Origin of the sequence: Pinibacter aurantiacus, from assembly GCF_019130065.1 — a bacterium.
GTDB classification, from domain to species: Bacteria; Bacteroidota; Bacteroidia; order Chitinophagales; family Chitinophagaceae; genus Pinibacter; species Pinibacter aurantiacus.
Window position 1 is genome coordinate 119,920 of the sequence record NZ_JAHSPG010000001.1, and the last position, 24,192, is coordinate 144,111.

20 protein-coding genes and 1 riboswitch are annotated in these 24,192 nt (G+C 42.0%); of the genes, 6 read left to right on the top strand and 14 right to left on the bottom strand.

Translation table 11 applies throughout. From position 1 onward, the window contains the following. Window positions 1-18: 18 nt before the first annotated feature. The 4 genes from KTO63_RS00505 to KTO63_RS00520 form a co-directional block, all read right to left on the bottom strand. Window positions 19-507, bottom strand: a complete 489-nt coding sequence (locus tag KTO63_RS00505) for a cytidine deaminase (RefSeq protein WP_394371616.1) — start codon at window positions 505-507, stop codon at window positions 19-21. 167 nt (window positions 508-674) lie between these two features. Beyond that, a complete protein-coding gene (locus tag KTO63_RS00510; RefSeq protein ID WP_217789159.1) occupies window positions 675-2,231 on the bottom strand; it encodes a S26 family signal peptidase in 1,557 nt (518 codons plus the stop codon). A gap of 365 nt (window positions 2,232-2,596) precedes the next feature. Next, complete coding sequence (locus KTO63_RS00515) at window positions 2,597-3,451, bottom strand: fumarylacetoacetate hydrolase family protein (protein WP_217789160.1); 855 nt, start codon at window positions 3,449-3,451, stop codon at window positions 2,597-2,599. Between the two features lie 190 nt (window positions 3,452-3,641). Next, on the bottom strand, window positions 3,642-4,406 hold the full coding sequence (locus KTO63_RS00520; protein WP_217789161.1) for an SDR family NAD(P)-dependent oxidoreductase: 765 nt from the start codon (window positions 4,404-4,406) through the stop codon (window positions 3,642-3,644). A 427-nt stretch (window positions 4,407-4,833) separates the two neighbouring features. Here KTO63_RS00520 and KTO63_RS00525 point away from each other — a divergent pair, with 427 nt between their 5' ends. Continuing rightward, the gene (locus KTO63_RS00525) at window positions 4,834-7,059 is read left to right on the top strand and encodes a sodium-translocating pyrophosphatase (RefSeq protein ID WP_217789162.1); all 2,226 of its coding nucleotides are present in this window, start codon (window positions 4,834-4,836) and stop codon (window positions 7,057-7,059) included. Between the two features lie 352 nt (window positions 7,060-7,411). Here the strand turns inward: KTO63_RS00525 and KTO63_RS00530 are convergent, their stop codons facing one another. After that, complete coding sequence (locus tag KTO63_RS00530; RefSeq protein WP_217789688.1) at window positions 7,412-8,071, bottom strand: HAD family hydrolase; 660 nt, start codon at window positions 8,069-8,071, stop codon at window positions 7,412-7,414. A 407-nt stretch (window positions 8,072-8,478) separates the two neighbouring features. On the opposite strand from KTO63_RS00530, the gene KTO63_RS00535 reads away from it, so the two are divergent. The 3 genes from KTO63_RS00535 to KTO63_RS00545 are packed head-to-tail and all read left to right on the top strand — an operon-like array spanning window position 8,479 to window position 10,407. After that, on the top strand, window positions 8,479-9,471 hold the full coding sequence (locus KTO63_RS00535) for a hypothetical protein (RefSeq protein WP_217789163.1): 993 nt from the start codon (window positions 8,479-8,481) through the stop codon (window positions 9,469-9,471). After that, window positions 9,452-10,162: a hypothetical protein gene (locus KTO63_RS00540; protein ID WP_217789164.1), complete on the top strand. Its 711-nt coding sequence runs from the start codon at window positions 9,452-9,454 to the stop codon at window positions 10,160-10,162. Before KTO63_RS00535 ends, KTO63_RS00540 begins: the two co-directional genes overlap by 20 nt. Before the next feature lie 5 nt (window positions 10,163-10,167). Continuing rightward, entirely contained in the window at window positions 10,168-10,407 is a 240-nt protein-coding gene (locus KTO63_RS00545; protein ID WP_217789165.1) for a hypothetical protein, read from the top strand. An 88-nt stretch (window positions 10,408-10,495) separates the two neighbouring features. Here KTO63_RS00545 and KTO63_RS00550 read toward each other — a convergent pair whose 3' ends face one another. The 8 genes from KTO63_RS00550 to thiM form a co-directional block, all read right to left on the bottom strand. After that, entirely contained in the window at window positions 10,496-10,993 is a 498-nt protein-coding gene (locus KTO63_RS00550) for a hypothetical protein (RefSeq protein WP_217789166.1), read from the bottom strand. 190 nt (window positions 10,994-11,183) lie between these two features. Then, window positions 11,184-12,020 (bottom strand): rhomboid family intramembrane serine protease, encoded by an 837-nt coding sequence (locus tag KTO63_RS00555; RefSeq protein ID WP_217789167.1) that lies wholly within the window; start codon window positions 12,018-12,020, stop codon window positions 11,184-11,186. 292 nt (window positions 12,021-12,312) lie between these two features. Beyond that, a complete protein-coding gene (locus KTO63_RS00560) occupies window positions 12,313-13,815 on the bottom strand; it encodes an ArnT family glycosyltransferase (RefSeq protein ID WP_217789168.1) in 1,503 nt (500 codons plus the stop codon). Window positions 13,816-14,089: 274 nt separating this feature from the next. Further along, window positions 14,090-16,258 (bottom strand): TonB-dependent receptor, encoded by a 2,169-nt coding sequence (locus tag KTO63_RS00565; protein ID WP_217789169.1) that lies wholly within the window; start codon window positions 16,256-16,258, stop codon window positions 14,090-14,092. Between the two features lie 142 nt (window positions 16,259-16,400). Then, window positions 16,401-17,054, bottom strand: a complete 654-nt coding sequence (gene tenA / locus KTO63_RS00570; protein WP_217789170.1) for a thiaminase II — start codon at window positions 17,052-17,054, stop codon at window positions 16,401-16,403. Beyond that, window positions 17,038-17,874: a bifunctional hydroxymethylpyrimidine kinase/phosphomethylpyrimidine kinase gene (thiD, locus tag KTO63_RS00575; protein WP_217789171.1), complete on the bottom strand. Its 837-nt coding sequence runs from the start codon at window positions 17,872-17,874 to the stop codon at window positions 17,038-17,040. Before thiD ends, tenA begins: the two co-directional genes overlap by 17 nt. Before the next feature lie 136 nt (window positions 17,875-18,010). Then, a complete protein-coding gene (gene thiE, locus KTO63_RS00580) occupies window positions 18,011-18,646 on the bottom strand; it encodes a thiamine phosphate synthase (RefSeq protein WP_217789172.1) in 636 nt (211 codons plus the stop codon). 2 nt (window positions 18,647-18,648) lie between these two features. Further along, window positions 18,649-19,443: a hydroxyethylthiazole kinase gene (thiM, locus tag KTO63_RS00585; RefSeq protein ID WP_217789173.1), complete on the bottom strand. Its 795-nt coding sequence runs from the start codon at window positions 19,441-19,443 to the stop codon at window positions 18,649-18,651. Between the two features lie 66 nt (window positions 19,444-19,509). Next, a riboswitch (TPP riboswitch) is annotated at window positions 19,510-19,602 on the bottom strand. A 162-nt stretch (window positions 19,603-19,764) separates the two neighbouring features. On the opposite strand from thiM, the gene KTO63_RS00590 reads away from it, so the two are divergent. Beyond that, a complete protein-coding gene (locus tag KTO63_RS00590) occupies window positions 19,765-21,567 on the top strand; it encodes a tetratricopeptide repeat protein (RefSeq protein WP_217789174.1) in 1,803 nt (600 codons plus the stop codon). Window positions 21,568-21,952: 385 nt separating this feature from the next. Beyond that, entirely contained in the window at window positions 21,953-22,753 is an 801-nt protein-coding gene (locus KTO63_RS00595; RefSeq protein WP_217789175.1) for a DUF4382 domain-containing protein, read from the top strand. Window positions 22,754-22,992: 239 nt separating this feature from the next. Here KTO63_RS00595 and KTO63_RS00600 read toward each other — a convergent pair whose 3' ends face one another. After that, window positions 22,993-24,189, bottom strand: a complete 1,197-nt coding sequence (locus KTO63_RS00600) for a neutral zinc metallopeptidase (protein ID WP_217789176.1) — start codon at window positions 24,187-24,189, stop codon at window positions 22,993-22,995. Window positions 24,190-24,192: the final 3 nt, after the last annotated feature.

Consider the following 24,192-nt stretch of genomic DNA (forward strand, 5'->3'; position numbering starts at 1 on the left):
AACGTAAAAAATGAAACTTTATTGTAAATCGGTCGCAGAAAATGATAATGGCAGCAAAATATCCGCATCGGCTAATATGTAAACTTCGCCTGTTTCACCTGCGAGAATCAATCGCATACTTTGCTTTACGCGCAGTTGAAACTCATGCAATGTTTGCCTGCAAACACCACAGGGAGTAATGGGATGATCGCTTTCCAACTCAGCGCTCTTGTAGCTTATCGCCATGGTATTGATGGCCACATTTGGAAATAGAGAAGACGCAGTTGACAGCAATGTTCGTTCAGCACAAATGCCAACAGGGTACGAAGCATTTTCCTGGTTGGCTCCTACTATAATTTCGCCGTTGGCAAGTTTTGCCGCGGCGCCCACATTGAATTTTGAATAAGGAGCATATGCCAGACCGGTTGCCTCAATTGCCTTCCGCAGCAACAAAGCATCATCCGGTTGCAACTCGTTTATGGAGTTATATTTTTCGAAAACGAGGTTTATGTGTTTTTGCTCCATGATAGTACTTTGAGAACGGAACGCAGATTTTCAAGATTTTCATGATCATTATGATTTAAGAATTTGTGTGTTTGCCATGACGACATTTAACACCTTAACAGTCTAACAATCTCAAATCAAAAGATCATAACAAATCATGACGATCATGAAAATCTGCGTTCTATGTTCTACTATTTAATCGTTTTAAACAATCTCTTCCATCTGATTCCTTTTTCCCAGCTCATCCATATCAATGATGCGGAACCTACTATGTGATCTTCGGGAACAAAGCCCCAGTAGCGGGAATCCTGTGAACCGTGGCGGTTATCTCCCATCATCCAGTAATAATTCATTTTAAATGTATACTGGTTGGTTTGAACATCGTTAATGTAATACTTGCCGTCACGCACTTCCAGCTTATTGCCTTCGTAGGTGCGGATGGCTCTCTCGTATACGGAATAATTCTGCGGCGTCAAAGTAAGCGTTGCGCCCTTTGCAGGTATCCACAGCGGCCCGAAATCATCAACTGTCCATTTGTGCAGTGTGTCGTATGGCCAGGTCACCTGTCCCCACATTTGCGCAGGGATGTCCGAAGGCTGCTGCAACTGTGGTTTTACCGTTTTTGCAAGGCCGTTCTTTCTCATTTTATCTATCGCTTCCTGCGTTAACAACATTGTAAATTTGTTGCCACCGTAAGGTTGAAATTCTTCCGGATTCTCAATGTCGATATTGTATTCGTCCTTCATGATCTGCGGATCCAGCGGCTGACCTGAAGTTTCGATCTCGTAAGGAATTTCAGATTGCGGCGGAATAAAATTTTGTTGGCCGTTGATATACACAACTCCCTCTTTAATCTCCAGTGTATCACCTGCAATCGCTACACATCTTTTAATGTAATTCTCTTTTTTATCTACCGGGCGAATAACCAGCGGATATGTTTCAGGATCGTTCAGTATGATATTTCGACCAATATTGATGTCACCGTTACCTAAGCGGCGGGCAACGTCATAATACGGATCTTTCGACTGGAATTCTTCTTTGTTGATTACGGTATCTCCTGTCGGGAAATTGAAAACGACCACATCGTTTCTGTTAACCGGAGATGCGAACCAACGAATGTATGGCAACTTTACAATTTCTGTATAAGATTTGCCGTTGCCAAATGGCATGGTATGATGCACGAAAGGCACTGCCAGCGGCGTATTCGGAATGCGCGGACCATATTTGAATTTGCTTACAAACAGGAAGTCGTTTATGAGCAATGTTTTTTCCATTGAACCGGTAGGAATGGTATAGGCCTCAAAAACAAATGTCCTGATAAGTGTAGCAGCCACTACCGCAAAAATACCGGCGTCGATCCATTCACGTGACGTTGATTTTCTGTGTTTCTTTACCACTGCGGAGCCTAAAAAGCGATCGTCTTTATTGGCTGCGATGTAGGGGAAATAAAGAAACGGCACCAAAGCCGCTGCAGCATGTTCCCAAAATGCAAACTTGCCAAATACTTTTACCCACTCTATAAAAATGCCCATGGTGATGAACCAGCCCACGATGGGGATAAATTGCCAGTAAACCCAATGTACGGGCCTGTCTGCCAACTTTTGCATTACATAAGTATTGTAAAAAGGTACATAAGCTTTCCAGGTAGGAACTCCTGCTTTTTTAAACATCCCCGCTATACCAAATGCGGGCAGCATAACCAGTAAAATCGAGATAAGAAATAGTACAAAAAGCTGATGGGACGACATTCAATTGTTTTTTTAAAATTGGACAAAAATACCATTCTGCCTGAAAAGTACAGAAGAAATTGATTCCGTGTACTTTATTGGCGCAGAAAATGATTCTTAATGTTTGTAACAGAAGTAATTGAAATATTACAGGCCGGGATATCAATTAATAATTAATAAAGAATAATTAATAGGTGTGTCAGCGGATGTTCTTGGTACCCTTCCTGCATTTGTGATATCATTTAGATATGGTCGCTGCTATTTCAGGATTTTCAAAAAAATAAGAAACCCTGACAGTTTTTTTGAAACCTATCAGGGTTAATACTCAGCGGATGCAACAATCAATTTCGCAAACCGCCTATTAATTATTCTTTATTAATTATTAATTACCTCGTCCACGCTTTCGCCACTTGTCTCGAAACGCCCAATCCATCAATCCCCAGCTCCATTACATCTCCTGGCTTAACGTACACATTCGGATTCATTCCCAAACCTACTCCGGCAGGTGTTCCGGTGGAAATGATATCACCCGGAAGCAGGGTCATGAATTTGCTAACATAAGCAATAACAACTGCTACATTGAAGATGAAGTTGGAAGTATTGCCGTCCTGCATGGATTTGCCGTTGAGTGTTAACCAAAGACGCAGATTGTTTACATCTTTAACCTCATCTTTAGTGGCCAGGAATGGGCCCATTGGTGCGAAGGTATCGCAACCTTTACCCTTATCCCAGGTACCGTTTCTTTCCAATTGAAATTCTCTTTCGCTGATATCATTGTGAAGACAATATCCTGCCACATAATCCATCGCGTCTTTCTCTTCCACATAGGAAGCTTTTTTGCCAATAACAACCGCAAGTTCTACTTCCCAGTCTGTTTTCACAGAATTCTTTGGAATAACCACTTCATCGTATGGCCCGCACAATGCAGTTGTTGATTTCATAAAAATTACCGGCTCCGGAGGCAATGCAGCGCCTGTTTCTTTCGCGTGATCGGCGTAGTTCAATCCGATGCACACGATTTTAGATGGTCTTGCCAACGGCGCTCCAAGGCGGCTTCCCGCAGGAATTTCTTTTAAAGAACCTTTATTCTTTTCTACAAATTCTGCAAGACGCTTAAGACCGTCTGTTGCGAAAAATTTTTCATTGTAATCTTCACCAAAATCAGATGTATCGTATTGCACACCGTTGATGATAACACCTGTTTTTTCCTGTTCAAAACTACCGTAACGAATAAGTTTCATTGAATGATTTTTTTGAGAGAGGGAACGCAGATTTTCAAGATTGTCATGATTGTTATGATTCTTCTTTTTATACTACGTTCTAAATTTTATTATTGAATCGAACACAAATTTATAGAGTCTGGGAAATGCAATGATTCTTCAAAAAATCCTGGCAAATCATGACAATCTTGAAAATCTGCGTTCTGTTCTATCACGTGTTTAGCTTAATAAAGCCGCCGTCTATCGGGTAATCGCAGCCGGTGATGAAACCCGCTTCGTCGCTGCAAAGGAACAAAATGAGATTAGCGATCTCATCTGGTTTGCCCATGCGGCCGATAGGTTGTGTTTTAGACAGCTTTTCGTACATTTCTTTTTCCTGGCCGGGATAATTTTTTTGCAAAAATCCATCTACAAAAGGTGTGTGAACCCTTGCCGGCGCTATGGAATTACAACGGATATTATCTGCAAGATAATCTTTTGCAACAGACATTGTCATTGCGTACACTGCGCCCTTGCTCATGGAATAAGCAAATCTGTCTGCAAGGCCCACTACTGCTGCAATGGAAGACATGTTTACTATAACTCCGCCCTTTTGCGCTTTCATTCGCGGAATGGCGGCAAACAAGCAGTTGTAAACACCTTTCACGTTCACCGAATACACTTTGTCAAAATCACTTTCGCTTGTGGTATCGGCGCGACCGATGTGAGATATACCCGCGCTGTTTACAAGGATGTCCACCTTGTCAATTGCATTGAATAACGCAGTAACCTGTTGTTGGTTGGTCACATCACACACGTGTGCCTGCGCCCTTCCTCCGGAAGATGTAATTTCATTTACTGTTTGCAGCGCTGCATTTTCCTGCACATCCAGCACGTGTACAATGGCGCCCTGTTTGGCAAATACCAATGCTACAGCTTTCCCGATCCCGCTTCCTGCTCCTGTTACTACGGCATGTTTATCGTCTATTCGAAACATAGGAATGTATTTTTATTCGATTCTATTAGTAAAACGCTGAAAGGCGAATTAATAATTAATAATTAGTAATTAATATTTTACCTCTTTAATATTTTGATCTCTCCCTTCTACGTCGACATCACAAATCACCAGCATTAAAAGCAAGATGCCACCTCTGCAAGTGACTGCAACCCTATTAATTACTAATTATTAATTATTAATTGGTTTGCCCGCGCAAACTTAGGGATAAACCAAATTCGCAGTACGAAATATAATGTAATATGATGAGAATAGACGCCAATATATTGACTTCATAGGAATTTTTGCTTGAAATAAAACTGATAAAAATCCCCAAACAAAATTGGCCCGCAGTTTCACAACTTAATCGGCAAAGCCTATATTTATAGAATTATATATTACAACCACATTAAAACAACGATTAACTTGTATGGACAAACTGATTTATCTGGTTCCTGCCATGGGCGCAATAGGACTACTGTACACTTTTATAAAATTCGCCTGGGTTTCAAAGCAGGATGCCGGTTCTGACCGAATGAAGGAAATCAGCAAATACATTGCTGAGGGTGCAATGGCCTTTCTGAAGGCAGAATATAAGATACTGGCTTACTTTGTGGTAATCGCTGCATGTTTGCTCGGCTTTATGGGAAGCCGTAACCCCGAATCCCACTGGTCAATAGCCATCGCTTTTGTTTTGGGCGCCATTTTCAGTGCGCTGGCAGGCTTTATCGGTATGCGTGTTGCCACCAAAGCCAACGTACGTACAGCACAGGCCGCAAGAACCAGCCTTGCTAAAGCATTGAACGTTTCTTTCACCGGCGGTTCTGTAATGGGTCTGGGCGTTGCCGGCCTTGCGGTGCTTGGCCTCGGAAGTTTGTTTATTATTCTTGTACACATATTTGCTCCGGATGCAATGGCAAACGATCACATGGTGACGCGTGCTATTGAAGTACTGACAGGCTTTTCACTCGGTGCAGAATCTATCGCATTGTTTGCCCGCGTTGGTGGCGGTATTTATACCAAAGCTGCTGACGTAGGAGCTGACCTTGTTGGTAAAGTAGAAGCCGGAATTCCGGAAGATGATCCGCGCAACCCTGCTACCATTGCAGATAACGTGGGTGATAACGTAGGTGACGTTGCGGGAATGGGTGCCGATCTTTTCGGTTCCTATGTAGCAACGGTTTTAGCAACAATGGTATTGGGTCAGGAAACCATTGCACAAGACGCTTATAACGGATATTCTCCTATCCTGCTGCCAATGGTGATTGCCGGCGTGGGTATTCTGTTCTCTATCATCGGAACTTTCTTTGTTCGCATTTCAGAATCTGCAGGTATCAGTACCAGTGCGGTTCAGAGAGCATTGAACATGGGTAACTGGGGTTCTATTATTTTAACCGCTATTGCCGCTTTCTTCCTTACAAAACATATTCTTCCGGATACGCCAATGACATTGAGAGGTTTTGAATTCACCAGTAATGATGTATTCGGCGCTATCGTTGTCGGTTTGGTGGTGGGTACGTTAATGAGCATCATCACTGAATATTACACAGCAATGGGTAAAAAACCAGTGATGAGTATTGTTAAACAATCAGCCACTGGTCACGCGACAAACGTTATCGGCGGTCTTGCGGTGGGTATGGAATCTACTTTCCTTCCAATCCTGGTTTTGGCGGGCGGTATTTATGGCTCTTATGCTTTTGCCGGATTATACGGTGTGGCGATTGCTGCTGCCGGTATGATGGCAACTACTGCGATGCAATTGGCTATCGATGCTTTCGGACCAATCGCAGACAACGCGGGTGGTATTGCTGAAATGAGCGAATTGCCTAAAGAAGTGCGTGAAAAAACCGATGTGCTCGATGCTGTTGGTAACACTACCGCTGCAACTGGTAAAGGTTTTGCGATCGCATCTGCTGCGTTAACGGCGCTGGCATTGTTTGCCGCTTTCGTTGGTGTTGCAGGAATCAAGGGTATTGATATTTACAAAGCCGATGTGTTGGCTTCGTTATTCATAGGCGGTATGATTCCGTTTGTATTTTCTTCTCTCGCCATCCGTGCGGTGGGACAAGCTGCTATGAGCATGGTGGAAGAAGTTCGTCGCCAGTTCCGTACTATTCCAGGCATTATGGAAGGTACCGGAAAACCTGAGTACGAAAAATGCGTTGCCATTTCTACTGATGCATCTATCAAAAAAATGATGTTGCCTGGTGCCATTGCGTTGATCTCTCCTCTGCTGATGGGTTTTATTTTAGGACCAGAGGCATTGGGTGGTTTCCTTGCCGGTGCAACTGTAAGTGGTGTGTTGATGGGTATGTTCCAAAACAATGCAGGCGGTGCATGGGACAATGCAAAAAAATCTTTTGAGAAAGGCGTGGAAATTAACGGAGAAACTTATTACAAAAAATCAGAGCCGCATAAAGCTTCTGTGACTGGTGATACTGTAGGTGATCCATTTAAAGATACATCTGGACCATCAATGAATATTTTGATCAAATTGATGTCAATTGTGTCTTTGGTAATTGCGCCTACACTGGCCCAGGTGCATCACACAAAAGAACCAGTAAGTGTTAACAAGAAGTTAGATGTTAAAAAAGAATTATCTGTCGTAAGTACAACAGGAAATTTACCAGCTAACACGTATATTCTGAAAAATTAACTTTGGTAGAATTTCTAAAGTCGATTTTTTACCTATATTTGCTTCAGAAACTAATCAATTCCAAATACCAAAAGTCCCGATGTGTCTACATCGGGGCTTTTTTTATGTGAAGGCTTCGACAAGCTCAGCCAGACAGCCTGCGCAGAGTGTCAACCCGAGCTTATCGAAGGGCGTAGCAATCAAAGAAAGGAAAAATTAAAAAAGGTCGCTGTGCGGCGACCTTGATTTATAAAGACAGTTTTAAACTTTCGGAATTTCTCCTTTCCTCTGTGAAAAAAATCTCTTTTACTCTGTGGTTAAAAGAAATGTTGCACGAACTGGGTGCAGCACCAGAGACGCATGCAATGCGTCTCTACAGCAGCGAAATTAAATGCGGGTCCGTATAATCTCTAATGAATCCCTTAATGTTGGAATACTGTGCGAACTCCTCTTTTTCATGCATGGTGGTTAACACGATTGATTGCATCCCTGCGTTTTGGGCAGCTTCAACTCCTTTTGGCGCATCTTCAAACACAATGCAATCTTCCGGTGCTACACCCAGCAACTCAGCAGCTTTCGTGAATGTTTCAGGATGGGGTTTGCTGATGGCCACATCATCTGCACTTACAATTACAGGAAAATATTCGCGGATGTGCAGGTTGTCCAGCACAAAATCAATATTAAAAGGAATGGCAGCAGAACCGATCGCCATTTTTACTCCTTGTGACTTTGCGGTCACCAGCAGCTCATTTAAACCATCAATTAATTTTAAGAAAGGAAGATATTCCTGCTGATAGCGTTTTTCTTTCTCAATAGAAAGCGTTGTCATTTCTTCCACACTGAATTTTGAAGGACCGAAAATTCTCACCAGCACTTCGTCATTCTTACCATACATTTCTTTCTTCACCTCGTCGTAAGTGAGCCCGGCCTGCAGATCATCATTCAGAATATTATACCAGGCTTTGGCGTGATATGCCATGTCATCTATCATTGTTCCGTTCATGTCAAACAATAATGCTTTTGCTTTTATCATTGCCATTGCGTTTTAATTTTTGCCGCAAAGGTAAATCATTCACAGCGGGCACCGGGCATAAATAAAACAGATTATGTCAAATAAGTGTCAAATTGATATTTATTTCCGCCGGAACCGATCTCTTGCAGATATGTCCTTGCAGGTTTTAACATTCATCAGGTATAATAAAACCGTTAATTTTCTTGCATTTATGATTGTTGATCTATAATTTGTATTAACAATCCTCTCCCGTTGATCTACATACTTTCATAAGTGCTTTTCCTCTCTTCTACAACCAACCTTCTAAACTTTAACTATGAAAGGATTACATCTCTTTTCGCAATCGCCTTTAATACATTCTGCGGCAATGACGCCTCCTGCATTTTTAAAAGACACTCATCTTATAGTTTGCACCTCAATCCGCACGAATGCCTAACTCAACCATCGCAAAAATCGCTTCACTAAAATCGATCATGGTTGTGCTAACCATGCTAACGAGTACTGCTGCAACTTCGCAAAAGGAGGAAGTTAAATATACCAGTCAGTTCAACTTTGGATGCACGCTGAACCTCAACTATAGCAAAGGACAACAATTTGCCGGGGTTAAGCTTTTTGGCGGTTTCAATGTTACTGGCGTCTACAAAAGCACCTGGGTATTTAACTATGGGCCGTCGATTGCCATCTACACAAAAAGCCTGGGGGCAAATACTAATCCGCTTGTAAATGACATTCAGCTTGATTTTGCCAACTCGTTTGGCGTAGGTGTGTGTGGTGGCAGTGATTTGTCCTACATCAAATATTTCCGCACCATCAATAATGCATCGTACTACAACGTAGGTGTACAAAAGAGTTTCGTCGGTTTAATGTCTGCCAATTTCATAGTTAACAATCACCATCGTAACCAAACTGTTGGATCGATAAGCTTATCATTTCCGGGTGTAACAATTAACTATGCAAATGACGGTGCGTTTCCTTTCAACTACGTGCCCCTGGCCGACAATTTTGATCGATGGTGGACGGGTGGACTTGGTATTTACTTTCACAACAGGCAAAGCTATAATACGGTCGAGTTCAATTTTGATCAATTCACCGGCTACGAACCTCTTTTGTATGAAATGTCTTCAATGCTGGGCATAAACGTTCCAAGGTATATACCGGAAGACTCTTCTGTTAATCGTAAAAAAGAACGGTATGGTTCCTACAACAGTTCGTCCTATAATTTAAAAATCTACTTCACGAAAGGTTATGCTGTGGACATAGGCGTGCTTGGTTGTCTCGTTGGCAGAGGCGGAACTCCTTTCGGGTTACAGGACATTATTCATACGCTAGGAGGATATGCACTGCATCCCAACACTGATCCAACAAAAATCTATCTAGGTGCAACCTTTAATAACTTATCAAATGTTTATTTTAAAAAGTAACATATTTATTCTAGCATTCTGTTCGCTTGTTTTCGTTGCCTGCAGTGGCCTTAAGCCGCAGACATTCAATGAAGACAAACATCTGAATGATAAATTCTTCAGCAAAATTATTTCCACCAACCTTGTGCCTGATCCTATTAAAATAGAGCTATACGAAACCATATTTATCCAGCGGCTAACTGAACAAGATGGCATTATCGACTTTGCTGTTCAAAACCAGATCACCACGTTGCCTTATGTTACAGCCATTCCAAGCTATGCAGATCAGCAACATCTTTTTTTAGCCAATATACAAGGTGAGAAAAAGAATATGTGGGTTTATTTCTCCGTAAAATATAAACCCGGAAAGGAATCGCCTTCTTCTATAGTTTGTAAAAGTTTCGGGCCGGCCTATTTCAGCACGCCCACAGCATCCAATTCTCAGATAAGGTTCAGCAGGGAATTACAGGTAACGAACGACAATTCTGTCTTTGTCCTATGTGAAACGGGCAAAGCGGCTGTTACCTTCATCACTACCGGATTACCATCCTTGAGCAAGCCGGTTGAGTACTTTGACATAACACAAATCATCGAAGAAGATGCCAATAAGATTGGAGGAAATAAATACGCAGCGTTCAACATACCTAAAATATTTGGGGATACAACCGCCTTGCGATTCAGACATTGTCCCACCATTTATCTAAAAAATTAACCATCATGGCAGCAAGAAAAAAAGCAGCGAAGAAGGCTACAAAAAAAGCAGCAAAACCTAAAAAAGCAGCGCCTAAAAAAGCAGCACCCGCATTGAGAGGTGCCAGCAAGTGCGTGTGTGACATGGCAGTAGATGGCACATACTGGTGTTTTAAAAAAGTGCAGGGCTCGTGGATAGGATGCAGTGGCCCTTATGAAACATTGGAAGAATGCAAAGCCACAACCGGAGAAATATGCGAAGGGTGAAGCCAATGGAAAATTGAAAGTTGAAAATTGAAAATTAACGGCTAACGATTTCAATTCCTCAACATGAAGCTCCTACCATTTTCAACTTTCAATTTTCAATTTTCAATTGAGCTAAAACCTCCTCGAGCTCTTCCGGCCTTTGTGTGCCGATAATTATTTTTCTGCCGGATTTTAATACAAGCTTTAAGCCTGCATTTCCACCGGCTGTGTAAACCAATCCATGCGAGGTAACGCGCAATCCATAGCCAACAAAACCATAGTGAACAATCTCTGCTTTTGCAATGTCACTCCAGTTAAATTGTTTTACCTTCTTTTGAAATGGCCTCCAGCGAAAGGTTACGTCTTTTTGTGTTACGGTGGTTTCCAATGTGGTTGCTATGAGTGCGAAAAACAAAAACGACAGAAATAATGTCGCTGTTATCAATACAGCGTTTGGTGCAGGCTTTTCACCAAATGGCCTACCCAAAATCAATTGCTGAACATCTGCATAAATAAATAGTGCAAGAATGCTTCCTAAAAGCATAAAGACAAAATACATCAACTTGCCTTTGAACTTTTGCGATTCTATGAATACGTGCTGTGTCATAGGGGCTTTGAGGTTATGCTATTAAAAGTAATTAGCGCATCGTTAAGCTGATGTGAAAATTTACTTAGTTGAGAGTGGAGAATTGAGAGTTGAGAGTTGTTGGTAGTTGCTCAATAACCCTTAACTCTCAATTCTCCACTCTCAACTCTCCACTCTCAACTCCATCACAATTCGCCCCTACCATTTTCAATTACTTCGAATATTCCCTCAACGTTTCCCTTTCCTTCTTTGTCAAACTCTTCATGCCTCGGGAGCTTATTTTGTCGAGAATGCGGTCTACCTCCTGCTGGCGGTTGAACCTCTCTGCATTGTATTTATGATCGATCGAACGATAATTTTTATGTGTATCGTAAAACAAATTGCTGACCATTAAGAAGTGTGGCTTTTTTGCGATGATATAAATAAAAGCGATGGTAGGAACCGTTACCACAAGGATGGCGAAATAGTTATGTGGCACAACTGACGGCTTCAGCAAAATAGCCGTGATCATGCCCACCAATGCGCCGCCAAGATGGGCTTCGTAACCAATGTTGTCCTTGCCCGACCTGATACCATACACCGAAATGCCGACAAAAAGCAAACCATACAGCCACGCAGGAACCGAGATCGGCAAAGGAAAAAGCATAATGCCCATGCCGGGAAACAATGCAACTGCCGCAAACAAAATTCCACAGGTAGCCCCTGAAGCACCCACGCTGCTATAGTCGGGATGATTACGATGCACGTACAATGCAAACAGATTGCCGCCAATTAATCCACCGAAATAAATGAGTAAAAATTGTAAAGGGCCAAGATCGGTTTCAATGCTTTTGCTAAAGAAAAATAAGGAAAGCATATTAAAGACGAGATGTAACCAGCTTACATGTAAAAAGCCGCCTGTTACAATCCGTTTGTAGTCTTTGTACAGAAGTACCTTTTCAACTTCAAACTTATACTTTTCGTAAAACGAATCGCTCTTTAATCCTAAGTAAGTAACAAATACATTGGCTATTATGAGCAGTAAACCAACAAGTCCGATGCCTAACATTCCAGGGTAGTTTTTAAAATTTTAGTTGATCCGCCATTTCAATCGCAGATGGCTTCTTAAAAATACAAAAGTTGCGATTAAAAACGATCTCCCGATTATTTTTAACGACTGGTTTTGGAAAATGGCAAAATCATATTGGCTATCAAATATTTAAACAGCCGCTTTCTCAACTGCCCTTGCAAATCCCGAATAATTGAGTTGTTAGTTGATAGGTTTCATGTGCCCTTTCCTTCTAACAACTATGAACCACTCAGTTTATTCAGTCTATTCAGTTATTCAGTTATTCAGTTACTCAGTTATTCAGTTTCTTCCCCGGCTTATAATTCATGCATTCGTAAACCAAAAATTTCCGGATGGTCTTTCCATTTCTGTCAGTTATAATAATGGGATCGAGTTCTTTAACGCCATCAAAATATGGCAATAAATAGTTAGGTTGATCATTCGCTTTTTCTACATTTTTAAAGCGCGGATCGGAGCGGAAAAACAGGGCGTTTTTTCCTTTCAATGTTTCTAAATCGTTGTTTACAAAATCAAACTGCAATCCCTCTTGTCCAATAATGTTACTGCTATACACCATTTCATCCATGTAAAAGTTAAGCACGGCTGAAGTCTTGTATCCGTCTGCAGAAAAAATAAAATTATTGGGATAGGCGCTTCTTACTGTTTCAACTTTCTGAGCAAGCTGCTTCCAACCTACCCACGTGTCATTTGAATTAACAGGAACGAGATAAAAAATAACTTCCAGCGCCAGCGCAAAATGCAGCACCAATGCAAAACCAACCTGTGCCTTCAACCATTTTTTGTTGAAGAATTTAGTGACCCAAATGATTCCGGTGATGTAAGCTGGCATTATCCAGTTGAGCTTTATCCAGTATATAAATGAAATCAAAATAAATCCGCCAAATAATGGCAAAAAGAAACACAGGAGGAACAATTCTTCTGCCGGAACACTTGCAATACGTAGTTTATACTGCTTAAAGGTTTTGTACAACAAGATGAAAAATGCGGTCAATAGCACAGGCATCAATATAGCGGCCTGGTGCCCTATCAAACCAAAAAAGTAGAAAATGTTTATTCGCGATGTTTCGGGATCGCTCATCCTCTCTTCCGATTGAAAACGGAAAGAAGCAAAATCATGCTGCACGTTCCAAATAATAACCGGACTGATGGTAAGCACAAAGAGTACTGCTCCGATCCACAACCAGGGCGAAAGCAATTGTTTGCGGTGAGCAGGTGATAAAATCAAAAACAAGAATAAGCCCGCTGGTAAAAAAACTGCCGTGTACTTACTATCAAACGTAAGCCCCATGCAGATTCCAGACCATAGCCAATAATATTTCTTTCCACGAAAAATGGCATTATGCAGCGCAAGCAAAGACAAGGTCCAGAATAACATCAGTGGCACATCCGGTGTTGAGATAAGTGATAATATGGTAACCATGAATGTGCTCAGCAACAAGATTATTGCGGTGGGTACTTTTTCCTTATCGAGAAAACGAAAAGCCAATTTATAAAAGCACCAAATGGTAAGAAGGGTAACAACTGTGTCGGCGAGTTTCAAAACAAATACGTGTCGACCGAAAATCGTCATAAACAACCTCAGTATGTATGCAATTGCAGGAGGATGATCAAAATAAGAAAGAGCGAGATGGTCCGAATAAAAACTATAGTAGGCGTCTTGCGGCATCATGCCCATTTCTCCGATAAAAAACAATCTCAGCAAACAAATAAACAAAATCGCCGCTACGATAAATTTACCATAACGATCTTTAAAAGGCTCCAACATAGACTGCATAGGTATTTGCAAATTGAATGTTTTTAAAACATGGCACAGAAGCGGGCGATATTTCTTGGCAAGCAAAGAGTTATGCAGAAAAGATACAAGCCTTTAATTGAATATGCTAGTTAATCATGAATAAAAACTGCAGAAAGAAGGGATTTTACCGTGAAGGGGAATGAGTCAATAACTGAATAACTGAATGACTGAATAACTGAGTAGTTCATTCTCGACTTTGCACTTCGACTATCAACCACTCAGTTATTCAGTCATTCAGTTATTCAGTTATTGGCTAGAGAGAAAACTTTACACTCAAATTCACAGCTCTTCCATCAATCGGTCCCCAGAGAGGTTTGAACTGCGGATCGTTCATGGAGCCGGTGTAGAGAGGTTCATTTTTACCCTGGCGTGCATCAAAAATGTTTTCACAGTTTAGCACTACGCTGATGTGCTCACCAAAGTTGTGCTGCACCATTGCGGCCCAAAACCAGTAGTTCGGCGCTTTTGTATTGTCTGGCAAATATTGGCTACCCACCCAGCTGTTTTCAATACCCATGCGCCATTTCCCTTCAATGCTGTAAGCGAGTGTAGAAGCAAATTTATCGCGTGGTGCAAACGGGAAGTTGGTATTGGCGTCATCCCTGTATTTTGAAACCGTGTGGTTGTAGCCAAGGTAAAGTTCCCAGTTGTTCCATTCCGATTGTATGTAGGTATCCGTTCCCAGGCTATGCGCATTAAATGGTGCACTCTGCAAACTGTAGTATCCGTCTGCATGAACAATAGGGATAATGGCATGTTGGATGTTGGTATAATATACCGCCTGGTTAACAGTTAGTTTAACCTCTCCCGCTTTAAACTCGTAGTTCGCATCGAAGTTGATGCCATAGCTTTTTTCAGATTGCACATTGTCGGCGAGAGGCAACAATTTTTGATAACCCATCATTTGCGTTTGCGAAGTAAATACCTCCGGCACTTTGTATCCTGTTCCTGATGAAAGGCGAATGCTCATTCCATCGATTGGTTTGTACACAAAAGCTATGCGTGGTAAAACGAACCATTGGTAACGGTTGTGATAGTCTACGCGTATGCCAAATTCCGTGATGAATTTGTCGGAAAAATGAATGCCATCCTGCGCAAACAACCCTGTTGTGTTGTAGAAATAATTATTCACGAGCGTACTGTCATCGGGCTTCCGCGAATAGTTTTCACTTGTATTGTTCAGGCCCAATACCAAATCATTTTTGCCAACAACTTTGTTGTAGGATAATTCGGCGTAGCTGTTTAGCTGTTGTCCGTGTGTAAGAAAATATTTCTCATTCTCGTTCACATTGAAAATACTTCCCACCGCTTTTGCTGTAAATTTTCCTCCGTCAACGCCTCTTTGTGTGTATTGCACATCTACGCTGTGACGGCTGTTTGTATTGTTGTCAAAATATTTGCTGACACCTTCTTCTTTGGTGCCAATTGCGTGCATATCGCCGCCATTGCGGTTTTCGAATGTACCCGTGTAACCGGCGGTTAATGTTGCCCGTGGATTGATATAGTAGAAGAACTTCGGATGAATAATGTACTGATGCAACTGCGGCACATCGCTAAAGCCGTCTTTGTTTACATCAACCGCTTTTTGTTGCGTGGTGCCGGCGAAGAAAGTAAGGCCGGTTTTGGTCCAGCGTTGTGCATAATAAACATTGGCATTGCTTTCTTTCAGTGTTGAATGGTTCAGCAATACATCCAGCTCAGGCTTCTTTGTTGGCGTTTTTGAAACGAAGTTGATCATACCCGCTATCGCTCCGCCGCCATACAAAGTAGAAATTGATCCTTTAATGATTTCGATTTGTTTCAGGTCAAGCGGTGGAATGGCCAACACTCCGAAGTTTCCGCTGATGCCTTCATACACCGGAACACCATCTCTTAACAGTTGTGTGTATTTTCCATCAAGACCCTGCATACGAATGGCATTGCTTCCGCTGACTGCAGATGTATTTTGAATATGGATAACAGAAAGATCACCTAACAAACTTGCAACGTTGCCGGGTTTGATACCGCTCTCCTCTTTCGTTTCTTCTTGTCCCAACACTTCTACTTTCATCGGCAGGTCCTCAATTCTGTTGGCAGAAGATCTTGTACTGGTAACAACCACTTCGGCCATTTCAGCTTCTTTTCTGCTTAGCAAAACGTACAAGGTATCGGAAGAAAACGGCAGCGTAATATTCACCGTTTTTTCGCTGTAGCCTGTGGATGAAAACTGCAGCGTTTTATTTCCGCTTTCAGATGTATTTAGAATGTAAAACCCATTGCCGTTGGTTGTGCCACCTTTTTTGGTAGTTCCATCTATTATAGAAACGCCTTCCAGCGCTTTCTGCGATGCGCTGTCTTTCACAGCAATTACCAGTTGCGATGATTGTTGCGCGTGAGCCGCAATCACAAAAAACATTAAAACTATTGCCGAAAACAATTTCATGGTCCGATTATATTTCAGGCAAATAAAAGCAACAAATTTGGAGCAATTCTGTAGCGAATGTTAAGTCTGCCTTTCACCACTAAGACCCGTCCGAACGGTTTCATCCGGGCGGGTCTTAGTGGTAACTCGGAGACATCGAACCTCAAACACTCCATTTCCTCAACTTGTATGCCCCATCCCAGAAATCGAATTCGAGACGACTGGCAGTTACAAAAGCCTCGATCATTTTTTGCTGCTGGGCTTCGGTGCAGGTTGTTGCAGCTTTATCGCAAATGGCGATCGCACGATTCACCAACTCGCCAAACTCTTCTCCCGCGTAGGTAGCGATCCATTTTTTATACGGATTTGTCACGCTTGTTTGATTGCTATAAATATGATCGCCCACTTTCTTGTAAATCCAAAAACAGGGTAAAACCGCAGCCATTGCCACTTCCACAGCATCCAATGCAGCGGTGCTTTTAAGAAAATGAATATAATGATGACAGGCCGGTTCAATATTACCTGCGCTGCTTATACCAAACGTCTCGAAATAAGAACCATGCAAAGCATTTTCAACTACCACGGCGCCTTCAGCAAAACGAATGAAGGCCAGCGCATCCTGCAAGTCATTTGCCCTCGCACCAATTAACGACAATGCCCTGCCGAAATGATCTAGATAACGCGAATCCTGCGTTATGTAAAACTGAAATTTTTCCAGCGGCAGTGAGCCTTCCGTTAGTTCTTTAATGAACGGCATGCCGATAATGTCTGCATAGATATCGTCAATGGCGTTCCATGCCTTAGTTGACCAATTCATAGGTAATAAGTTTTTGCGGATCAAAAAAATGATTCAAAGGTCCATTGCCTTTTCCTATTTGTAAATCTTTGCCATAATAAATGGCCCGGTGTACATAATCCTGTGCCATTGCAACGCTTTCTATCAAGGGTTTGCTTTGCGCAATATAACTGGCAATGGCAGATGACAAAGTGCAACCGGAGCCGTGCGTGTTATTGGTTTCAAATTTATCGTAGTGATATTCGTACACCTTGCCATCTTCAGAAAAATAAAGTGACGTAAGTACACTGGCTTTTAAATGCCCTCCTTTCAACAGCAAAGAGCGGCAACCGAGTGCTTTTATTTTCTCTCCGGCAACATACATCTCATCTACTGTTTGAATCTTCATACCGGCAAGTATTTCTGCTTCATCAAGATTGGGTGTGATGACTGTTGCTATTGGGATCAGTTTGTCAATAATTGTTTGAATGGTTTGGTCTTCGATTAAACGATGGCCGCTCGTTGCCACCATCACAGGATCAAACACCAGAGGCACCTGAGGATACTGTTGCAGTGTGTTTACAATTGCATCGACCAACTCGCTGGTATGCACCATGCCAATTTTAATGGCATTAGGAAAAATATCATCCATCACTGCTTTGATCTGTTCTTCAACAGCTACTGTAGGAATGGGATAAATGGAACGGACGCCCATTGTATTTTGTACCGGCAGCGCCGTTAACGCAGAAGTCGCATAACAACCCAGCGCAGAGATTGTTTTTATATCAGCTTGTATGCCCGCCCCACCGCTTCCATCGAAGCCTGCGATGGTTAGCACGGAAGGTGTTTTGTATTTTTTCATTGTTACTTTTTTTAGTGGAGGGTTGAGGGTTGAGAGTTGAGAGTTGAGAGATGTGTGTTAATCAAATCCGATTGTTTTCCATAATTTCTTAATAGCTCTCTTCACTCTCAATTCTCAATTCTCCACTCTCAACTCATTAAATCGCTCTTTCAATATTGCTCCTTATCTCCCTCGCCGCCTTTTCCGGATTGGCAGCGCCGCATATTGCAGAAACAACTGCAAGGCAATCGGCGCCAGCTTTCATCACGTCGTAAGCGTTTTGTGCATTCATGTTGCCAATGGCCACCAATGGCTTTTCTGTGATGCTGCGTATTTGCCGGAGGCCCGCCAATCCCCACTGTGTTACAGTATCCTGCTTGGTTAACGTGTCGAATATGGGGCTGATGCCTAAATAGTCGGATGTAAGCGTTTCTTTGTTGACCAGCTGTTTCAGGTACTCAATTGAATAACCAAGACATTGACACGCAGCCCAGCTTTCTCTGATCGCAGTGGGTGGTGAGTCGCTGTTACCTACGTGAATGCCATATGCGTTGCTGCGCTTGGCAACTTCTAAATTGTCGTTAATAATCAGCGGAACATTGTATTTGCGCAACACATTTTGCAGCGATATTGCTTTTTGCAAAAACGTTTCGGTATCATCAAATTTTTCTCTGAGCTGAATAATATCGACTCCGCCCCGGATTGCCATTTCTGCTACATCATTGAGTGGCCGCCCTTTGCAGGCTTCTTCAGAAATCACAAGGTATAATCTGTATGGAAAAACATGCTTCATTACTACGCCGACAACTTAATGTGTTGATCAAATTCTGTTTGGGTAAGATTGTACAATTTATCGAGCAAATGCATTTGCAAACTTCCCGGCCCTTCTACATTTTTTGCCACTAGTTCACAGGCAATATTCAGTAGTGAGATCGCTGCTGCTGCCGCTTCGGCAACGTTTTCTGTCACCGCAATAAACGCGCCGATGATTGCCGTTGCAGTACAGCCGAGGCCTGTAACCTTTGTCATCAAAGCGTTTCCGTTGAACAGACGCATTTCTTTTCCTTCAGCAACAATGATGTCTGTTTCGCCGGAAATACAAACAGTCGAGCCGAACTGCTTGTGAAGATATTGAGCCGCCTGTACCGCATCGTTGCTTTGTGCGGTGCTGTCAACGCCCTTTGTTTTTTCCTGGTTGAGCTTTGCCAGTGCCAGTATTTCTGATGCGTTACCTCTTATCACTGTTGGTCTGAACGACAATAAATATTCAAGCGTTGTATCTCTGTATGAAGTAGCTCCGGCACCAACAGGATCCAATATCCACGGCTTATTCAGGCGATTTGCGGCTTTTGCAGCTTGTATCATTGACACGGTCCAATACTCATCCAGCGTGCCGATATTAATTACCAAAGCCTGGCAAATGTTTACCATTTCCTCCACTTCCTGGTGGGCATGCGCCATAATGGGCGACGCACCAATGGCCAGCAGCGCATTTGCCGTATTGTTCATTACTACATAATTCGTGATGTTGTGTACAAGCGGAGATTTTGTTCTTACGTTTTGAATGTGCTTCCAGAGCAATTGTTCCATAATCTTGATGTGTTGAATAATAATTATGGCTTTAGAACCTCTGGTGAGAGAAGAAAAATAGATGCAGTATATCATCTGACTTTTCCCTACGCCGGTATCAACCGAATCAGGTTCAAAGGGACTATCTCAATTCTTTTCAGAATACCCCTAAAGCCGCGTAAATGTAGGGAGATTTAATTAATAATTAATAATTAAGAATTAATAGTGTTTGACTCGTTATTGAATTCAGAACAGTTGACGTTGAACCGAATAGAACTTATTTCTCATTTTGCTGTTACACCTATTAATTACTAATTATTAATTATTAATTCGGATTGAACAATGGCTCCTCCGTCAACAAAGATCTTGCCCGAAAAGATCAGAGAAAAATCTTACCTGCAATATAAGATCCAGCAAAAGCATGAGTTTTGGAAAACGCCGAAAAGTGCGCTGTTGCTGGGTGCCGGCTGTTCTTATCCTGTAGTACCACTAGGTTCAGGCATTATTAAGTATTGCCAGCAGTTGAGTTTTATAAGGGATAAGTTTCCATTGTTCGCAGCGGAACTGCATGCCAACTTCCTTACAAAACCAGGCACGGATATGATCGACAAATTTTTCCTCGAAAAGCAAATTGACCAGCAAACCTTTGAAAATTACGTAACAGAAAAAGAGGAAATAATTAAGAATAACATTTTAAAGGTTAAAACAGAAGAGCTGAAAAAGCTGCGGAGCTTTGTGCCGGATGCAGAATGGGACGACTACGAAAAACATCTTGTAGCTGATGCCAGGTACGGCTTCTGGATGGATGCTTATAACAGCAGCCCAAGAGAACGGCAACGACTGGTGGAGGCGTTGATTGAAGAATGCAATCCCGGCGGCGCCTATGTTATACTTGCCCACATGATTGAGAAGGGATATTTCAACAATATACTTACCACGAACTTCGACGACTTCATCAATGAGACGGTGGCTTATTATACTTCCAAGCGCGTGAGGTTCTTTGCTGACGATGAGATCAGCCAGTTTATTTCCATTTACGGCAATAAGCCAAACATTATTAAGCTGCATGGAGATTATCGTTATGCAAACATCAAAAACACCACGGATGAAACACTTCGGCTATCAAAAAGCATGGAAGAAAAACTACGGGAGCTACTGTTAAATCTTGATCTCATTGTGATTGGCTACAACGGCTCCGACTATTCCATCATGAATGTTTTACAGCAAATGAAATCGCCCAACTGTGAACTGCTTTGGTGCGGTCTCGACGAAAATGATGTACACTGGCGGGTGGCCAATCTCATCAACACTACATCCAACAGCTGGTTCATCAAGATCAAAGACTTTGATGATGTGATCAGTGATTTTTATTACCAGTTCCTTGAAAAGTCCCTCGCTCCCATCGAAAGAGCGAAAAAACGTGAAGATGAGTTTAACCGATATATACTGGAGATCTCAAAAAAAATAAAAGAAAATGCGTCTCAATCTGAGATCAACAAATTGGAGAAACAAGAATTGGTTTGGGATCTTATCAATAAAACAAACAAAGAAACAGACCAGGAAAAACGTTTCTACCTGCTTTCTGAAATACTTACGCACGATCCAGGTTTTGCCGACGCTTACATGCATCGCGGCTTTATTTACGTGGACGATAAAAGAGATTATGATAATGCAATAAAAGACTTTACGAGTGCCATTGCCCTGAATGATAAAAATGCGTCGGCCTACCGCGGACGTGGCTGGGCCTATACGGAAAAAGCCGACTACGAGCTTGCTTCAAAAGATCTTGATACCGCTGTCAACCTTATTGAAGCAACCACCACATCAAACATAGAGAAATCGGTATACTATAACACCCGCGGCTTTTATTTTCTACAAACAAAACAATATGCAGAAGCAATCTCCGATCTCGAAAAAGCATTGCAGCTGGACCCTTCCTACGAGTACCCTTACAAGCATTTGGCAGAGGTATATTACAGACAGGAGAAATACAACATTGCTCTGGAGATGGTAAATAAAGCCCTCGAACTTGACAGAAATTATCGTGCTGCTTACCAGGTAAGGGCCAGGATATATAAAGCCTTAAACCTCCCTGACCTTGCCGCTCAGGACGAAGAAATGGCAAAGACGCTTGTAAAAAATTAAACAAGCTGAGTGTCGTGACCGTTGACTTTTCAGGGGTCAACATCAGTAAAGAAAGACTGCTCGTCACCCCTCCTCCGTCGGGATGACAAGCAAGATTCTTTAAACTTTTTCGAATATCCACATTAAACGATTTGGCAATTTCTAACTGTGTACACCCTACCCCAAACTTTTCCAAAAAATAAATTTTATGTGTACATATTGGTGTGCCCATCCGAGGAACATTTTTTGCATTGATTTATCTGCGCGGTTGACGCGCTCATCATTTCAGCTATTGACATAAAAAAGGGTTCCGTTTTACGGGACTCTTTTTATGTTTTATACCGTGTTTTTTATACCCTGGAATAATTTGGCATGGAATTCGAATAAGCTGAGGAAACGTAACTCGATGAAAAAGAATATCCTTCAGTTTTTGACCTTATGCCTGGCGGTCCTTGCTATCGCCTTTACTGCATGTAACAAAAATGACAAAAGCACTTCCGGCGGTACAGCCAAACTCGAACTAAGGCTTACCGATGCTCCGGGAAACTACGATGCTGTATACGTAGATATTCAAAGTGTAAAAATCAACGCAACTACAGACTCTTCAAATGGCTGGACAGATGTGCCGTTAATTAAACCTGGAGTATACAATTTATTAGACTTTAGAAATGGCATCGATACTCTACTTGCTTCCGTAGATATTCCTGCAGGAAAAATAAGCCAGATAAGATTGGTGCTCGGCAGCAATAACAGCGTAGTTGTAGATGGTGTATCTTATCCATTAAACACACCTTCTGCACAACAAAGCGGTTTAAAACTTAATCTCCATGCAGATCTGACTGCAGGAATTGTTTATCGATTGTGGATAGATTTTGATGCCAATAAATCTGTTGTTGCAACAGGCAGCGGCAAATTCAATCTCAAACCTGTTATCAGAACTTATTCTGAAGCAACAGGCGGTACATTGCAGGGAACAGTTTTGCCTCCTGATGCAAAAGCAACAGTAATGGCCATTAATGGAACAGACACATTGTATGCAGTTCCTTCCCTTTTAGGTTTCTATCGTTTTGCTGGCGTTACAGCCGGAAGCTGGAACCTATATTTTGTGGCGGATACTTTAACAGGCTATCAAAACTTCAACGTTGGAAATGTATCGGTGCAAACAGGCGTTGTAACGACTGTGCCGACGGTGACATTGATTAAATAATTCAGCCTTACTCTTTATTAAGTTGAGAGTGGAGAATTGAGAATTGAGAGTTAATTTGAAAATCAATTATTCACAACAGTATTACAAAACCTCCGTACCTTCGGAGGTTTTATTTTTTTCAACTCTCAACTCTCAACTCTCAACTCTCAACTCTCAACTCTCAACTCTCAACTCTCAACTCTCAACTCTCAACTCTCAACTCTCAACTCTCAACTCTCAACTCTCAACTCTCAACTCTTTTACTGACTTACTATCGTCGGCAACTGCGCATCAAACAAAGCAATAAATTCAGCAGAACTTATCACGTGACCTTGTTTTTGTGCATTATTAGCTGTTTGATATCCCCATTCTGCTGCCGCCATTCTTTGAGTGGGCGTACCGTGGTGATTGATGCTGGTAAATGAACAGTCACCTATATTAAAGAAGACCTGCAAAAATTCTTTCACTCTTTTCCACTGCATGGATGCTCCTTTTGCGCTAGAAAGATAGTATGCAGACATTGCATCTGCCATCAGCTCTGTTCTGCGTGTTGCCTCAGGTGAAGATTCATTGCCAAATACATTCCTCTGAAATTGAACGTGATGCCCAAATTCATGTGCAAGCACCGCTTGAGGAGCAACATCTCCAAAACCAATAGCAGCATAGGCATCCAGGATACCATCTCCCATCACAATTTTATCCGGCACTACACCAAAAGGTGGAAAATCAAATGTAGACTGCGCAAACGCATTGAAAGTAAAAATTGGATGATTCCCATTTCTGTATTGCGGAATCCCTTCCAGCAAAGATGAAATCACGTCTGCCCAGTATTCTGCACCAACTTGCGAATCGCCATAAAGAATCATATCGATCCTTATCACTTTGTTTCTATCCAGCAGCATGCTTCCATGCATGGGCACTACTACAATTTGCGAAGACTGGATGTCCCAGAAACGTTTTAAATCCTTCATTGTTTTAGTTATGCGCTGCGAATACTCTCCGTTCACTCCAAATTGCTGACCGCTTTCGCTGTTTGAAAAAAGTAACGCATCATAGGTTGGGAAATCAAGCATTCCTGTTAGAGATGCATAGAAGATGACATCGAAGCTCCAGTCAGATAGTTGGAGATTCAGCCACTGCGTAAGCAACGTATTGTCGTCGCATGTTGTTTCTGTAAGTTTGAGCGCGTTCAACACTACATATTTATACTCAGGGTTAACTTTCGCAAGCAGGTCGGCTTTTATGCTATTCGATCTGCTTTCGAAATTGGCAGGCAGAGTTGCCCTGATTTTTGCGAATGTTGCGGCTACATCGACAGGGGCTTTAGCGTTTGTTTTGGCAGCTGCGTTGCTTTGATTTGGTTGGGCCGATCCTTCTCTATTGTAATCTTTCTGACAGCCCGTAGCAAAGAATGCGCAGATCATAATGGCAAACATCGATGAATAAAGAGTTCTCATAAT

Coding starts and splice junctions, on each gene's coding strand:
- KTO63_RS00510 (WP_217789159.1), bottom strand. CDS start 2,231: ATGTCGTCCCATCAGCTTTTTGTACTATTTCTTATCTCGATTTTACTG.
- KTO63_RS00515 (WP_217789160.1), bottom strand. CDS start 3,451: ATGAAACTTATTCGTTACGGTAGTTTTGAACAGGAAAAAACAGGTGTT.
- KTO63_RS00520 (WP_217789161.1), bottom strand. CDS start 4,406: ATGTTTCGAATAGACGATAAACATGCCGTAGTAACAGGAGCAGGAAGC.
- KTO63_RS00525 (WP_217789162.1), top strand. CDS start 4,834: ATGGACAAACTGATTTATCTGGTTCCTGCCATGGGCGCAATAGGACTA.
- KTO63_RS00530 (WP_217789688.1), bottom strand. CDS start 8,071: ATGATAAAAGCAAAAGCATTATTGTTTGACATGAACGGAACAATGATA.
- KTO63_RS00535 (WP_217789163.1), top strand. CDS start 8,479: ATGCCTAACTCAACCATCGCAAAAATCGCTTCACTAAAATCGATCATG.
- KTO63_RS00540 (WP_217789164.1), top strand. CDS start 9,452: ATGTTTATTTTAAAAAGTAACATATTTATTCTAGCATTCTGTTCGCTT.
- KTO63_RS00545 (WP_217789165.1), top strand. CDS start 10,168: ATGGCAGCAAGAAAAAAAGCAGCGAAGAAGGCTACAAAAAAAGCAGCA.
- KTO63_RS00550 (WP_217789166.1), bottom strand. CDS start 10,993: ATGACACAGCACGTATTCATAGAATCGCAAAAGTTCAAAGGCAAGTTG.
- KTO63_RS00555 (WP_217789167.1), bottom strand. CDS start 12,020: ATGTTAGGCATCGGACTTGTTGGTTTACTGCTCATAATAGCCAATGTA.
- KTO63_RS00560 (WP_217789168.1), bottom strand. CDS start 13,815: ATGCAGTCTATGTTGGAGCCTTTTAAAGATCGTTATGGTAAATTTATC.
- KTO63_RS00565 (WP_217789169.1), bottom strand. CDS start 16,258: ATGAAATTGTTTTCGGCAATAGTTTTAATGTTTTTTGTGATTGCGGCT.
- tenA (WP_217789170.1), bottom strand. CDS start 17,054: ATGAATTGGTCAACTAAGGCATGGAACGCCATTGACGATATCTATGCA.
- thiD (WP_217789171.1), bottom strand. CDS start 17,874: ATGAAAAAATACAAAACACCTTCCGTGCTAACCATCGCAGGCTTCGAT.
- thiE (WP_217789172.1), bottom strand. CDS start 18,646: ATGAAGCATGTTTTTCCATACAGATTATACCTTGTGATTTCTGAAGAA.
- thiM (WP_217789173.1), bottom strand. CDS start 19,443: ATGGAACAATTGCTCTGGAAGCACATTCAAAACGTAAGAACAAAATCT.
- KTO63_RS00590 (WP_217789174.1), top strand. CDS start 19,765: ATGGCTCCTCCGTCAACAAAGATCTTGCCCGAAAAGATCAGAGAAAAA.
- KTO63_RS00595 (WP_217789175.1), top strand. CDS start 21,953: ATGAAAAAGAATATCCTTCAGTTTTTGACCTTATGCCTGGCGGTCCTT.
- KTO63_RS00600 (WP_217789176.1), bottom strand. CDS start 24,189: ATGAGAACTCTTTATTCATCGATGTTTGCCATTATGATCTGCGCATTC.